This window comes from Bacillus cereus group sp. Bc031 (assembly GCF_027716265.1).
In the GTDB taxonomy this organism is placed as follows: Bacteria; Bacillota; Bacilli; order Bacillales; family Bacillaceae_G; genus Bacillus_A; species Bacillus_A paranthracis.
This window is the reverse complement of sequence record NZ_JAQFUL010000002.1, coordinates 145789-158899: the sequence shown is the minus strand read 5'-3', so window position 1 is coordinate 158899 and position 13111 is coordinate 145789. Positions and strand designations below refer to the sequence as shown.

Here is a 13111-nt window from a genome sequence, read left to right as displayed (position 1 = left end):
TTTTGACAGGTGAGAGGGGAGACGGAATTTGAAACAAGAAAGATCAATCGCACTACCATTAGCCATTTCCATTATAGCCATTTCATTCGCAGCAGTTTTTGTAAAGATGTCCTCAGCACCATCTTCCATATTAAGTATGTATCGATTATGGATTATCGTACTTCTTATGCTGCCTATCGTTTGGAAAAAACGGGAAGAGTTTAGTAAGATTCAAATAAAAGATTGGGGATTTTTAATTGGATCTGGTTTCTTTTTAGCACTTCATTTTCTTTTATGGTTTGAATCTTTAAAGCATACAACAGTTGCGAGTTCGACGATTATTTTAGCGCTTCAACCAACCGTATCTTTAGTTGGAGGTTTTTTCTTATTTAAAGAAAGAACAACATACTCAGCCATTGCGACAATGGGAATTGCGATATTAGGTGTAGTGTGTATTGGTTGGGGAGATTTAGGACTAAGTAAACAAGCAATTTATGGAGATATATTATCCTTTTTAAGTGTAATAGCAGTTGTCGGTTATTTATTTATCGGGCAAACGACAGTAAAGAAAGTATCACACTGGATTTACAGCTTTACAGTCTTTGCATTCGCAGGTATTTTTATGGGAATTTATAATATAGTATTGCAAGTGCCTTTTACAGGTTATACAAAGTGGGATTGGACCGTTTTTCTTTTACTTGCGGTCGTGCCGACAGTGTCACACGTCATTAATAATTGGTTATTAAACTACGTAAATGCAACAACAATTTCGATGAGTATTTTAGGGGAACCAGTTGGAGCATCAATACTAGCGTTCTTCTTACTTGGGGAAAGATTAAATGCTATGCAAATGATCGGTAGCATACTCGTATTGTTTGGTGTATCTGTTTTCTTATTGCAGCAACAAAAAAGAACAGCAAAAAATGTCGTAAACGAGCCTGCTTATACACAGGAATTATAATGTTAAGAGAGAAAAGAGAAGTTGTGATACTTCTCTTTTTGTTTTATAGAAATACGGGCGTAGAAGGGGGAGGGAAATGGAGTTTCCATCAAAAAAAGATACATGGTTATATCCGATTTTTTTCGTTGTCATGGGAGCGTGTTTTGCTCCCATATTTGCAGGAAGAGAATATTTTCTTTTATTTTTCACAATCCCATTAGCCATAGTATTTATTTGGAGTTGGTTTTCAACAAAATATATTGTCGGAGAAGAAACAATTACTATTAGATCCGGTTTCGTGAAAAAGCGCATATTGATACGAGATATAAAAAAGATTTCAAATACGAAAAATCCAGTAGCAGCTTATGCCTTATCATTTGATCGACTTGAAATTGTTTATGGATCACATCAAACAGAAATTATTTCTCCTAAAGATAAAGAGCAATTCATCAATCTCGTTACAAGTAAAAATTCACACATTGAAATAAAGTAAAAGAGTGGCTTCATAGCCACTCTTTTACTTTGGGTTTGTCATATAAGGTTGTACATGAATGATACATAGGTCCCTGAACTTACCTTCAGCAGTTGTAACAATTACGACTGCTCTACCTGCACTTTTTCCAGTAATCGTTACTGTATCACCTTTTGGATACAGTGTGATAACATCAGCATTCATATTTGTCCAAATAAGTTTGTTATTGGTTGCTTGTACTGGCAAAACAGTGGCGGACAACTCAGTGCTTTGGCCAGTTCTTATTTTCAACTTATTTTTTTCCATATGAACACCGATGATTGAAATAACAGAAGGAGCGATTGAAATTTTAGGTGGATTAGGTTGTATGTTCAAACAAGACGCAGAAGTATTGGTGATAGGTGAAAATTTTCGTGTTTGTTGTTGCTGGAAAGCTGCTAACATGTTGGAGTCCCCTTTCTGTATAAGTGCTGATAGTACTACTATAAAGGAGTAGTGTTACGTTTAATTTAATGAAACATAAAGAAATTGTTAAATTCGAGCAGAAGATTGTCGAACATTGATAAATTGCAAATTTAATTAGTTCTTTACCAATCGGGCAGTTATTTCCCACCTAGCTCCTTCGTATTCGCCGAATTTTGAGGTGTGAGTCTTATTGCCAACAAATAGCGGGATAAAAAGAAAGCTCTGCTATCATAACAGCAGAGCTTTTCCTTTATAGATTATCACTATGTTGTTTTTCGAAATTCTCAAATTGCTCTTCAATTTCTTTTGAAGGCTGTGTTAGTAAACTAACAATTACGATTACTAGTAAACTAATAGTGAAACCAGGAATCATTTCATATAAGAATTCTTTTAAGAATTTGAATTGAGTCCAAATAATGACTGTAGCGGCACCAGAAATCATACCAGCAAGTGCGCCCCACTTCGTCATACGTTTCCAGTATAAGCTTAATAAAATAGCAGGTCCGAATGAAGAGCCAAATCCAGCCCAAGCGTATCCAACAAGAGCTAAAATCGTATCATTTTGTTTAAACGCTAATGCACATCCAACTAATGCAATAACAAGTACAGCCATACGGCCGACAAATACAAGCTCTTTATCAGAAGCAGAACGTTTAAAGAAAGTACGATATAAGTCTTCAGTTATGGCACTAGAAGTAACGAGTAACTGAGATGAGATTGTACTCATAATTGCTGCTAAAATAGCGGCTAATAAAAATCCAGTAATAAGCGGGTGGAATAAAATTTTTCCCAGTTCAAGGAAAATTGTCTCTGGGTTGGATAGCTTTAATCCTTTGTCTGAGTAGTATGCAATACCGATAAGACCAGTAAACATAGCTCCAACAACAGAGAAAATCATCCAGCTCATACCAATTCGTCTTGCACTTTTAATTTCTTTTACAGAAGAAATTGCCATAAATCGTACGATAATATGTGGTTGTCCAACATAACCAAGGCCCCATGCGAATAATGAAATAATACCTAATACAGAAGTGCCTTTAAAAATGTCTAATAATGTTGGATCAATTGATTTAATTGTGCTAAATGCTGGACCAAGCCCATTTACATTCATAATTGTAACAGTAGGAACAAGAATAAGAGCAATTACCATAATGATTCCTTGCACGAAGTCTGTCCAACTTACTGCTAAGAAACCACCAAATAACGTGTAAGCAACAACAACGCCTGCAACAATGAATAATCCAACATGGTAGTTCATACCAAATGAATTTTCAAATAATACAGCGCCTGAAACTAATCCTGAAGCTACATAAAAAGTAAAGAAAATCATAATAACAAGTCCAGATACTAAGCGTAGCATATGGGATTTGTCTTGGAATCGGTGTTCCAAAAATTCTGGGATAGTAATAGAGTTGTTTGCAATTTCTGAGTAGGTACGTAAGCGAGGAGCGACATATAGCCAGTTTGCGTATGCGCCTAGTGTTAGGCCGATCGCAATCCAACTACTACTTAATCCAACGCTAAACATTGCACCGGGTAAGCCCATTAAAAGCCAACCACTCATATCGGATGCTCCAGCACTTAATGCTGTTACTGCGGGGCCTAGTGTACGCCCGCCAAGCATATAATCTGTTAAGTTGGACGTTCGTTTATAGGCGAAATAGCCAATTACTAACATCCCGAGCATGTAAATAGAGATAGAAGTTAAAGTTAACATCTGCGTACTCATGTAGTTCCCCTTCCTTTTGTCATGTCTTTTGATGCGTTATGCATATTTATCCCGCATTAACGGGCAGTAAAACTCCCACCTTAAAATCGGCTGGGCAAGGAAGTTAGGTGGGAGATCAACTGCCCGTAAATGCCCGATTGGTTCAACTAATAATCAGTGGGGGATGAACAAAATCCCCACTGATTAAAGTTTCACTTTATAATCTATCATGATTATTCTGAAAAATCCATACAGAAATATGAATTTTCAGAAATGTAAGCGTTTTTTTGATGTCATTTTACTTTTTTGATATATAATATTCATACAAAAAACCTTATTTTTAATAGAGTATTTATTATATTTACATAAAAAGAGGTTGTTTTGTCAATATAATATTGAAAGGAGAGAAAAATAAAATTTTTTAAAAAGTATTGACTTGTGAAAAAAGTTAGGTCTATAATGAGTGCAACTTAAAAAAATGCAAGCGTTGATGAAGAAGAGTACACATGATGAACATGTCAGAGAGCTGATGGTTGGTGCGAATCAGTATGGAATTGATGTGGAATGGGCTTCGGAGCTTCCAAACCGAAACGAAAGAAGTAGGCTTTGGCGACATGATCTCATCGATACAAGAGACACGTATTGTTTTTGATACGGTAAAGTGCGTTACGTTCGTAACGAATTAAGGTGGCACCACGGGAGTACCCGTCCTTTCTATAGGATGAGTACTCCCTTTTTGTGTATAAAAAATTAAATAAATGAAATCGTTTAAGTAAGAAGAGTACGTATATTGGAGACGTTACAGAGAGCCGGGGATAGGTGGGAGCCCGGTGCGGTGCCATATACGGAATGGGCTTACGAGAGGTATGCTGAACAATTATTTTCAGTAGGCAACCCGGGTTCCGCCGTTACAAGGATAAGGTATAAATTTTGTACCTGAACAAAGCGGGATGCTTTTGCATCCAACACGAGGTGGTACCGCGGTATATTTATCGTCCTCTACATATTTTCGATATGTAGAGGACTTTTTTATTTTTCAGGGCGAGGTGAAGGACATGATGACGAAAGAAGAATTTATAAAACAAAAAAGAGAGAGAAAGACATTTTTAGTAATCACTGAAGAAGAAGGAGATAGCATTACGCCAATTTCTTTATATAGACGTATGAAAGGTAAAAAGAAATTTTTATTAGAAAGCTCACAGCTTCATCAAGATAAAGGACGCTATTCTTACTTAGGGTGTAATCCGTATGGGGAAGTGAAAAGTGTTGGTACGGAAGTGGAACGAACGATTTACGGCAGGTCAGAAAAGTTGCAAAGTAACGTACTACAAGTGTTAGAAGAAATAATCGCGTCAGCTCAGGTAGATAGTCCTTTTCCATTTTGCGGGGGAGCAGTTGGATATATTGGCTATGATGTCATTCGGCAATATGAAAACATTGGAGCAGATTTATATGATCCATTGAATATTCCAGAAGTACACCTTTTACTATACCGTGAGTTTATCGTGTATGACCACTTACGCCAAAGGTTGTCGTTTGTATATGTATGCAGGGAAGATGATTCAGCAGATTATGAAGAAGTATACGAAAGGCTACGAGTATACAAACAGGAAGTACTACAGGGAGAAGAAGCGGGAGTAACTGAAATAAGATCAACATTATCATTCACTTCTTCTGTAACGGAAAGAGAATTTTGCGTGATGGTAGAAACGGCGAAAGAACACATCGGGGCCGGGGACATATTTCAAGTTGTATTATCTCAGCGTTTGCAAAGCGAATGTATTGGTGATCCATTCGCGTTATATCGAAAACTTCGAATTGCCAATCCATCACCATATATGTTTTATATCGATTTTCAAGATTATGTTGTACTCGGTTCTTCGCCAGAAAGTTTGTTATCAGTAAGAGAGGATAAAGTGATGACGAATCCAATTGCCGGTACGAGACCGAGAGGGAAAACGAAGCAGGAGGATACGGAAATTGAAAAAGAACTGTTAGAAAATGAGAAAGAGCGAGCGGAGCATATGATGCTTGTAGATCTAGGGCGAAATGATATTGGTAGAGTGAGTGAAATCGGCTCAGTTACGATAGATAAATATATGAAAGTAGAAAAATATTCTCACGTTATGCACATTGTATCTGAAGTTTACGGAACATTACGAAAACGAATGAGCGGATTTGATGCATTAGCGTATTGCTTACCAGCGGGGACGGTATCAGGTGCTCCGAAAATTAGAGCGATGGAAATTATAAATGAGCTAGAGAATGAAAAAAGAAATGTATACGCTGGTGCAGTTGGATACGTTAGTTTTTCAGGGAATCTTGATATGGCGCTCGCCATTCGAACAATGGTCGTAAAGGATGAAAAAGCATACGTTCAGGCAGGAGCGGGCATCGTTTACGATTCAGATCCAGTAGCTGAATATGAAGAAACATTAAATAAAGCGAGAGCGCTATTGGAGGTAATGAAATGATTGTACTGATCGATAATTATGATTCATTCACATATAACTTGTACCAACTATTAGGCGAATACGAAGAAGAAATTGTTGTCGTAAGAAATGATCAAATAACGATAGAACAATTAGAAGAAATGAACCCAAAAGGAATTGTGCTTTCGCCAGGACCAGGAAAACCAGAGGATGCTGGCATTTGTATTGAAGTGATTCATCATTTTTATAAGAACGTTCCCATATTAGGTATTTGCCTTGGTCATCAAGCAATTATATCAGCGTTTGGAGGAGAGATTGTAAGAGCAGAGCGCATTAAACACGGAAAAACATCGCGTGTGAAACATAACGGAACGTCAATCTTTTCATATGTGACGCAGCCGCTAACAGCGATGCGCTACCATTCTCTTGTTGCAGCACAAACGAGCTTGCCACAGTGTTTTGACATATTAGCGACAGCGATGGACGATGGAGAAATAATGGCAGTTCGTCACAATTATTATCCGCTCTTCGGATTACAGTTTCATCCGGAATCAATCGCGACAGAAGAAGGCGGAAAGTTAATACGTGCCTTTTTAGGCGAAGTGAAAGAGGAGGAAAGAGTATGAATAACTATCTTCGTAAATTGGTGGAGGGACAACATTTAACAGAAGAGGAAATGTATAAAGCGGGGCTTCTTTTATTAAATGAAAACATATTGGAAAGTGAAATTGCAGCTTTCTTAGTCTTACTGAAAGCGAAAGGTGAAACGGCAGAAGAAATATACGGTCTCGTTCGAGCTCTTCGCGAAAAGGCATTACCGTTTTCGAATCATATACAAGGCGCGATGGACAATTGCGGGACAGGTGGTGACGGTGCCCAAACGTTTAATATTAGCACAACATCAGCATTTGTACTGGCAGGAGCTGACGTAAAGGTTGCAAAACATGGTAATCGTGCTGTTTCTAGTAAAACAGGAAGTGCAGATTTATTAGAAGAACTCGGTGTAAATATTAGTAGTACGCCAAACGAAATTGATTATTTATTAGAGCATGTCGGAATCGCATTTTTATTCGCACCAGCGATGCATCCAGCATTAAAGCGCATTATGAAAATAAGAAAAGAATTAAACGTTCCGACGATCTTTAACTTAATTGGACCGTTAACGAATCCGGTGAATTTAGAAACACAATTTGTCGGCATTTATAAACGAGATATGTTACTACCAGTTGCGCAAGTACTACAGAAACTAGGAAGAAAACAAGCACTTGTCATAAACGGAAGTGGGTTTTTAGATGAAGCATCATTGCAAGGAGAAAATCATGTTGTCATTTTAAAAGATAATGAAATAGTAGAAACGAGTATTGAACCTGAGAAATATGGATTCTCAATAGTGAAAAACGAAGAGATTAGAGGAGGGAATTCGAAAGAAAATGCAAAGATTACGCTCGGAGTATTAAGCGGAGAAAAGAGTGTTTACCGTGATACTGTTTTATTCAATGCAGGGCTTGCTCTTTTCGCAAATGGAAAAGCAAAGACGATTGAAGAAGGAATAACACTCGCAGCACATAGCATTGACTCTGGAAAAGCATTAGCGAAACTAAACTTATTAATTGCAGCAAGTAATGAAAAATTAGAAAGGGTGAATTAAAGTGGGGACGATTTTAGACAAAATTGTAGATCAAAAGAAAAAGGAAGTTGCGACATTATATGAAACATATACACCAGTAAAAGAAAAAAGAAAAACGCGCTCACTTGTAAAGGCTCTAGAGCAATTTACTGTCATTGCAGAAGTAAAGCGAGCATCACCATCAAAAGGAGATATTAATTTACATGTTGATGTACGAAAACAAGTGAAGACATATGAAGAATGCGGCGCTGGTGCAGTTTCTGTTTTAACAGACGGTCAATTTTTTAAAGGATCATTTTATGATTTACAAACGGCAAGAGAAGAAAGTAGCATTCCGCTTTTATGTAAAGATTTCATAATCGATAAGATTCAAATTGATAGAGCGTATGAAGCTGGTGCAGATATTATTTTACTAATCGTAGCGGCGTTAACGAAAGAGAAATTAAAAGAGTTGTATAGCTACGTATTAGAAAAAGGGTTAGAAGCGATTGTTGAAGTTCATGATGAACAGGAATTAGAAATTGCAATTCAATTAAATCCGCACGTTATCGGTATTAACAACCGTAATTTAAAAACATTTGAAGTCGATTTAGGCCAAACAGAAAAGCTTGGAAAACGATTGAATGAGGAGAAATTACTTTGGATTAGCGAAAGCGGGATTCATTCAAAAGAGGATATTATTCGTGTTAAAAAAGCAGGAGCAAAAGGTGTATTAGTTGGGGAAGCACTTATGACATCATCTTCTATTCGTACCTTTTTTGAAGATTGTAAGGTGAACATATGAAAGTGAAAATTTGCGGGATCACTGATATGGAAACAGCAAAACGTGCTTGCGAATACGGAGCTGATGCACTCGGATTTGTTTTTGCAGAAAGTAAGAGAAAAATTACTCCAGGGCTAGCGAAAGAAATCATTCAGGAACTTCCAGCCAACGTGTTAAAAATTGGTGTTTTCGTAAATGAATCAGTAGAAGTGATCCAGAAAATTGCAGATGAATGCGGGTTAAAACATGTGCAACTACATGGGGACGAAGATAATCATCTGATTAGAAGATTGAATATTCCGTCTATAAAAGCGCTCGGAGTAACTTCAGAGATTGATATGAAAAATGCTCAAGTGTATGAAACGGATTATATATTATTTGATAGCCCAAAAGAAAGGTTTCACGGAGGAAATGGAAAGAAATTTTCATGGGAACTACTCGCACATATGCCAAAAGAATTACGAGAGAAAACGATATTAGCTGGTGGATTAAACACTCTCAATATAGAAGAAGCAATTCGAACTGTTAGGCCATATATGGTCGATGTGAGCAGCGGAGTAGAGACAGAAGGAAAGAAAGATGTAGAGAAAATAAAACAATTTATTATAAAAGCGAAGGAGTGTTCTAAATGAACTACGCATATCCAGATGAAAAAGGTCACTACGGTATATACGGAGGACGATACGTTCCAGAAACGTTAATGCAATCTGTATTAGAATTAGAAGAAGCATATAAAGAGGCAATGGAAGATGAAGAGTTTCAAAAGGAATTAAATCATTATTTAAAAACGTATGTCGGAAGAGAAACACCGCTTTATTTCGCTGAGAATATGACGGAGTATTGCGGAGGTGCAAAGATTTATTTAAAACGTGAAGATTTGAACCATACAGGAGCTCATAAAATTAACAATACAATTGGTCAGGCACTTCTTGCGGTGCGAATGGGCAAGAAAAAAGTTGTCGCTGAAACAGGAGCTGGACAACACGGAGTTGCAACAGCTACTGTATGTGCTCTACTCGGATTAGAATGCGTCATTTTTATGGGAGAAGAAGATGTAAGACGTCAAAAATTAAATGTGTTCCGAATGGAATTACTCGGAGCGAAAGTAGAAAGTGTAGCGGCAGGTAGCGGTACATTAAAAGATGCGGTAAACGAGGCACTTCGTTACTGGGTTTCACACGTGCATGATACGCACTATATTATGGGATCTGTTCTCGGACCACATCCATTCCCGCAAATTGTCCGTGATTTCCAAAGTGTAATTGGAAATGAAACGAAAAAACAATATGAGGCGTTAGAAGGAAAGTTACCAGAAGCAGTCGTTGCTTGTATTGGCGGTGGTAGTAATGCGATGGGTATGTTTTATCCGTTCGTACACGATGAAGAAGTTGCTCTTTACGGCGTAGAAGCAGCTGGAAAAGGAGTTCATACAGAAAAGCATGCAGCTACTTTAACGAAAGGAAGCGTTGGCGTTCTCCACGGATCGATGATGTATCTTCTGCAAAATGAAGAAGGACAAATTCAAGAAGCTCACTCTATTTCGGCGGGACTTGATTACCCTGGTGTTGGGCCAGAACATAGCTTGCTAAAAGATATTGGCCGCGTTTCTTATCATTCCATTACTGATGATGAAGCGTTAGAAGCATTTCAATTATTAACGAAAAAAGAAGGAATTATCCCGGCGTTAGAAAGCTCGCATGCTGTCGCGTACGCTTTAAAATTAGCGCCGCAAATGAAGAAAGACGAAGGGCTTGTCATTTGTTTATCTGGCCGCGGTGATAAAGATGTAGAGAGTATAAAACGTTATATGGAAGAGGTGTAAACAATGGGAGTAGAAAAAATGAAAGCAGCATTTGAAAATGGCAAGAAAGCATTTATTCCGTACGTAATGGGCGGAGATGGTGGCCTTGAAAAATTAAAAGAAAGAATTCGTTTTCTTGATGAAGCAGGAGCAAGCATCGTTGAAATTGGTATCCCGTTTTCAGATCCAGTCGCAGATGGCCCAACGATTCAAAGAGCAGGGAAACGAGCACTAGATAGCGGTGTAACATTAAAGGGCATTTTTCAAGCGTTAGCAGAAGTAAGAAAAGAAGTACAAATTCCTTTTGTACTCATGACATACTTAAATCCAGTACTTGCATTCGGAAAAGAACACTTCATTGAGAGATGCTTAGAAGCAGGTGTGGACGGTATTATCGTTCCAGATTTACCGTATGAAGAACAAGACATTATTGCACCGCTTCTCCGAACTGCAAATATCGCTTTAATCCCACTCGTTACCGTTACAAGCCCAATTGAGCGAATTGAGAAAATTACGAGTGAATCAGAAGGGTTCGTCTACGCCGTTACAGTAGCGGGCGTAACAGGCGTACGTCAAAATTTTAAAGAGGAGATTCATAGTTACTTAGAAAAAGTAAAATCACATACGCATTTACCGGTAGTGGCAGGGTTCGGTATTTCAACGAAGGAACATGTAGAAGAAATGATTACAATATGTGACGGGGTTGTCGTTGGAAGTAAAATTATTGAACTGTTAGAAAATGAAAAACGAGAAGAAATATGTGAATTCATACAGGCAACAAAACAAAAAGAAGAGGCATAAGTCTCTTCTTTTTGTTTTGTGTAATAAATGTTAAAATATACAGAAAATACATATAATTTAGAGGGTGAGAAAGCATGCTAAGACGGAAACTATTATATCTACTTCTAACTGTACCACTATACGCTTGGCTCATTAGCATGACAAAAATAGAGTTGATGGCTCTATTTTTAGGATATGTATTCATCTTTTCCAACTTAAATCGCATTCAAGAGCAATCTATTTTAGAAATATGTATATTTTCGATTAGTATAGAATTATTTAGTATCGTTTCGATTGTATTGTTAAATGAATTATTCCGATGGATCCACTCATTTGAATTCATGAAATTTGGGAATGCTGTATTGCAAGTCATATGTGCTTATATTGTGTTTGTTGTGTTAGACAAAATAGTCGGCCAGCAGACAGTTTTTCAGGATAATAGAAAATGGGAGTGATTCAAAAAAGAGCCAAACGGCTCTTTTTTGAAACTGTTGTAAAAACAATTGAAAATTATGACATCTGTTATATAATAGTTAAAAATTGTATTTTAAACGAAATGAGATGATAACATGGCCATATTTTTGGCACTTATCCCAATTATGATGATTTTCATTTGCTTATTTTTATTGAAACAAACGTCATTAAGATCCTCGTTAATTTCTTATGCGGTATGTGTTGGAATCGTTTTACTCTCGCCAACGTTTCAATTAGGGATAAGTGAAACTGTGCACGCAACGATTAAAGGGTGGTTAATTTGTTTTATTGTCGGGTACGTTTTATTTTTCGGTATTTTTTTATTTCACCTCATGAACAAAATGGGGTACATCGACCAAGTAGCGCGTTTTTTAGAAGAAGTGACGCAAGATCGTTTATTACAAATGCTTCTTATGTGCTTTGGTATTTGCCCACTAATTGAATCGGTAAGTGGATTCGGAATTGGTTTTATGGTTGCAGCACCTATTTTTCTTTCATTAGGTTATAAACCGTTCCAAGCTGTACTGCTCTCGTTTATCGGCTTACTAGCTAGTTCATGGGGAGCAATGGCAACTGGTACGATTATCGGTTCGCAACTTATCAATATGCCGCTTACAACACTCGGTACAAATACAGCGCTATTAAGTATCCCGATGTTTGCTTATTTCGTCATTCTTTCTTTACACGTTGTTGGCGGCTGGCAGGCGGTTATTGAAAAGTGGAAGGAAGGATTCGGTTTCTTTCTATTATTTTCTCTCGGAATCTATCTTTCTAACGCATACGTAAGTGTTGAACTAGCAGGTATACTAAGTTCTATCATTACGATTACATTTGGTTTTCTTATCATTAAATTAAAAGGAAAAAGTGGGCAAAATCTTATAACAGAGCATGCGGCTGCAACGGAGAGAGAAGTATCTATTATAAAAATTATTAGCCCTTATATATTTCTAACAGTTTGTATTTTACTTTCTCGCCTCGTTCCAGCATTACATGATTTGTTCAGATCATATGCGGTTCTTGATTTGAAATCATACTCTTACAAACTAGAGTTACTATATTCACCAGGATTTTGGCTCGGTATGACTTGCTTATTTACTATTATTTTCTTCCGCATCCCGTCTAATATTATTAAACAATCACTCTCACAAACGATCAAACAATGGATTCCTTTTGCGATTACGACGACAATGTTTATCGCCATTTCAGAATTAATGGGTGCATCTGGCATGCATTCATTACTTGCAAAAACGGCTGGTGAAACATTTGGAACATTTTTCGTTTTCGTTGCTCCGTTTATCGGTGGTATCGGTGGCTTTTTAACAGGTAGTAATGCAGGCTCAAATGCGATGTTCATAAAACTACAAATGCAAACGGCACAAAATGTAGCACTCCCGTGGCAATACGTCACAACATTGCAAAACACCGCATCATCAGTAGCGACGATCGCTTGCCCGTCACGGATTACACTAGGTGCGTATTTATGTAATATTCCGTATCGTGAAAATGAACTATTAAAGAAGACGACGTTAATGATTTTTGGTGCGGTGTTGCTTATAGTGGTAGAGGTTGTTGTTTGGTATATGTTGAGAAATTAAAAATCCTCCTGACATAGGAGGATTTTTCTTATGAGTGGATAATGTTTTAAACATGAATAGCTTCTATTAAATGAA

At 37.4% G+C, this 13111-nt stretch carries 13 protein-coding genes and 2 other annotated features; of the genes, 11 read left to right on the top strand and 2 right to left on the bottom strand.

What is annotated here, in order from left to right:
* The first annotated feature begins 28 nt into the window (after nucleotides 1–28).
* Entirely contained in the window at nucleotides 29–940 is a 912-nt protein-coding gene (locus tag PDQ33_RS01850) for a DMT family transporter (protein WP_270754486.1), read from the top strand.
* A 76-nt stretch (nucleotides 941–1016) separates the two neighbouring features.
* The gene (locus tag PDQ33_RS01845) at nucleotides 1017–1412 is read left to right on the top strand and encodes a PH domain-containing protein (RefSeq protein WP_000395649.1); all 396 of its coding nucleotides are present in this window, start codon (nucleotides 1017–1019) and stop codon (nucleotides 1410–1412) included.
* 24 nt (nucleotides 1413–1436) lie between these two features.
* Here PDQ33_RS01845 and PDQ33_RS01840 read toward each other — a convergent pair whose 3' ends face one another.
* Together PDQ33_RS01840 and putP are read right to left on the bottom strand one after the other, a co-directional pair.
* A complete protein-coding gene (locus PDQ33_RS01840) occupies nucleotides 1437–1835 on the bottom strand; it encodes an Ig-like domain-containing protein (protein ID WP_270392781.1) in 399 nt (132 codons plus the stop codon).
* A gap of 271 nt (nucleotides 1836–2106) precedes the next feature.
* Nucleotides 2107–3585: a sodium/proline symporter PutP gene (gene putP, locus PDQ33_RS01835; protein WP_000107220.1), complete on the bottom strand. Its 1479-nt coding sequence runs from the start codon at nucleotides 3583–3585 to the stop codon at nucleotides 2107–2109.
* 457 nt (nucleotides 3586–4042) lie between these two features.
* Nucleotides 4043–4280: a binding site (T-box leader), on the top strand.
* Between the two features lie 42 nt (nucleotides 4281–4322).
* Nucleotides 4323–4567, top strand: a binding site (T-box leader).
* A 52-nt stretch (nucleotides 4568–4619) separates the two neighbouring features.
* On the opposite strand from putP, the gene trpE reads away from it, so the two are divergent.
* The 9 genes from trpE (at nucleotide 4620) to PDQ33_RS01790 (ending at nucleotide 13036) form a co-directional block, all read left to right on the top strand.
* Nucleotides 4620–6038: an anthranilate synthase component I gene (trpE, locus tag PDQ33_RS01830; protein ID WP_061131554.1), complete on the top strand. Its 1419-nt coding sequence runs from the start codon at nucleotides 4620–4622 to the stop codon at nucleotides 6036–6038.
* Complete coding sequence (locus PDQ33_RS01825) at nucleotides 6035–6622, top strand: aminodeoxychorismate/anthranilate synthase component II (protein WP_000636349.1); 588 nt, start codon at nucleotides 6035–6037, stop codon at nucleotides 6620–6622. The genes trpE and PDQ33_RS01825 overlap by 4 nt, the downstream gene beginning before the upstream one ends.
* Nucleotides 6619–7644, top strand: coding sequence for an anthranilate phosphoribosyltransferase (gene trpD, locus PDQ33_RS01820; protein WP_061131555.1), 1026 nt, complete (start codon nucleotides 6619–6621; stop codon nucleotides 7642–7644). Before PDQ33_RS01825 ends, trpD begins: the two co-directional genes overlap by 4 nt.
* 1 nt (nucleotide 7645) lies before the next feature.
* Nucleotides 7646–8407 carry an indole-3-glycerol phosphate synthase TrpC gene (gene trpC, locus PDQ33_RS01815; protein ID WP_061131556.1) on the top strand — a complete coding sequence of 254 codons (762 nt, stop codon included), beginning with the start codon at nucleotides 7646–7648 and terminating at the stop codon, nucleotides 8405–8407.
* On the top strand, nucleotides 8404–9018 hold the full coding sequence (gene trpF / locus PDQ33_RS01810; RefSeq protein ID WP_061131557.1) for an N-(5'phosphoribosyl)anthranilate isomerase: 615 nt from the start codon (nucleotides 8404–8406) through the stop codon (nucleotides 9016–9018). The genes trpC and trpF overlap by 4 nt, the downstream gene beginning before the upstream one ends.
* Nucleotides 9015–10208: a tryptophan synthase subunit beta gene (trpB, locus tag PDQ33_RS01805; protein ID WP_001105011.1), complete on the top strand. Its 1194-nt coding sequence runs from the start codon at nucleotides 9015–9017 to the stop codon at nucleotides 10206–10208. Before trpF ends, trpB begins: the two co-directional genes overlap by 4 nt.
* 3 nt (nucleotides 10209–10211) lie before the next feature.
* A complete protein-coding gene (trpA, locus tag PDQ33_RS01800) occupies nucleotides 10212–10988 on the top strand; it encodes a tryptophan synthase subunit alpha (protein ID WP_061131558.1) in 777 nt (258 codons plus the stop codon).
* A gap of 74 nt (nucleotides 10989–11062) precedes the next feature.
* Nucleotides 11063–11422 (top strand): DUF4029 domain-containing protein, encoded by a 360-nt coding sequence (locus PDQ33_RS01795; protein WP_061131559.1) that lies wholly within the window; start codon nucleotides 11063–11065, stop codon nucleotides 11420–11422.
* Nucleotides 11423–11536: 114 nt separating this feature from the next.
* The gene (locus tag PDQ33_RS01790) at nucleotides 11537–13036 is read left to right on the top strand and encodes an L-lactate permease (RefSeq protein WP_000974168.1); all 1500 of its coding nucleotides are present in this window, start codon (nucleotides 11537–11539) and stop codon (nucleotides 13034–13036) included.
* Nucleotides 13037–13111 lie beyond the last annotated feature (75 nt).

Bases quoted from the DNA above. Each gene is read 5' to 3' on its own strand.
- PDQ33_RS01845 (WP_000395649.1), top strand. From the start codon at position 1,017: ATGGAGTTTCCATCAAAAAAAGATACATGGTTATATCCGATTTTTTTC.
- PDQ33_RS01840 (WP_270392781.1), bottom strand. From the start codon at position 1,835: ATGTTAGCAGCTTTCCAGCAACAACAAACACGAAAATTTTCACCTATC.
- putP (WP_000107220.1), bottom strand. From the start codon at position 3,585: ATGAGTACGCAGATGTTAACTTTAACTTCTATCTCTATTTACATGCTC.
- trpE (WP_061131554.1), top strand. From the start codon at position 4,620: ATGATGACGAAAGAAGAATTTATAAAACAAAAAAGAGAGAGAAAGACA.
- PDQ33_RS01825 (WP_000636349.1), top strand. From the start codon at position 6,035: ATGATTGTACTGATCGATAATTATGATTCATTCACATATAACTTGTAC.
- trpD (WP_061131555.1), top strand. From the start codon at position 6,619: ATGAATAACTATCTTCGTAAATTGGTGGAGGGACAACATTTAACAGAA.
- trpF (WP_061131557.1), top strand. From the start codon at position 8,404: ATGAAAGTGAAAATTTGCGGGATCACTGATATGGAAACAGCAAAACGT.
- trpB (WP_001105011.1), top strand. From the start codon at position 9,015: ATGAACTACGCATATCCAGATGAAAAAGGTCACTACGGTATATACGGA.
- trpA (WP_061131558.1), top strand. From the start codon at position 10,212: ATGGGAGTAGAAAAAATGAAAGCAGCATTTGAAAATGGCAAGAAAGCA.
- PDQ33_RS01795 (WP_061131559.1), top strand. From the start codon at position 11,063: ATGCTAAGACGGAAACTATTATATCTACTTCTAACTGTACCACTATAC.
- PDQ33_RS01790 (WP_000974168.1), top strand. From the start codon at position 11,537: ATGGCCATATTTTTGGCACTTATCCCAATTATGATGATTTTCATTTGC.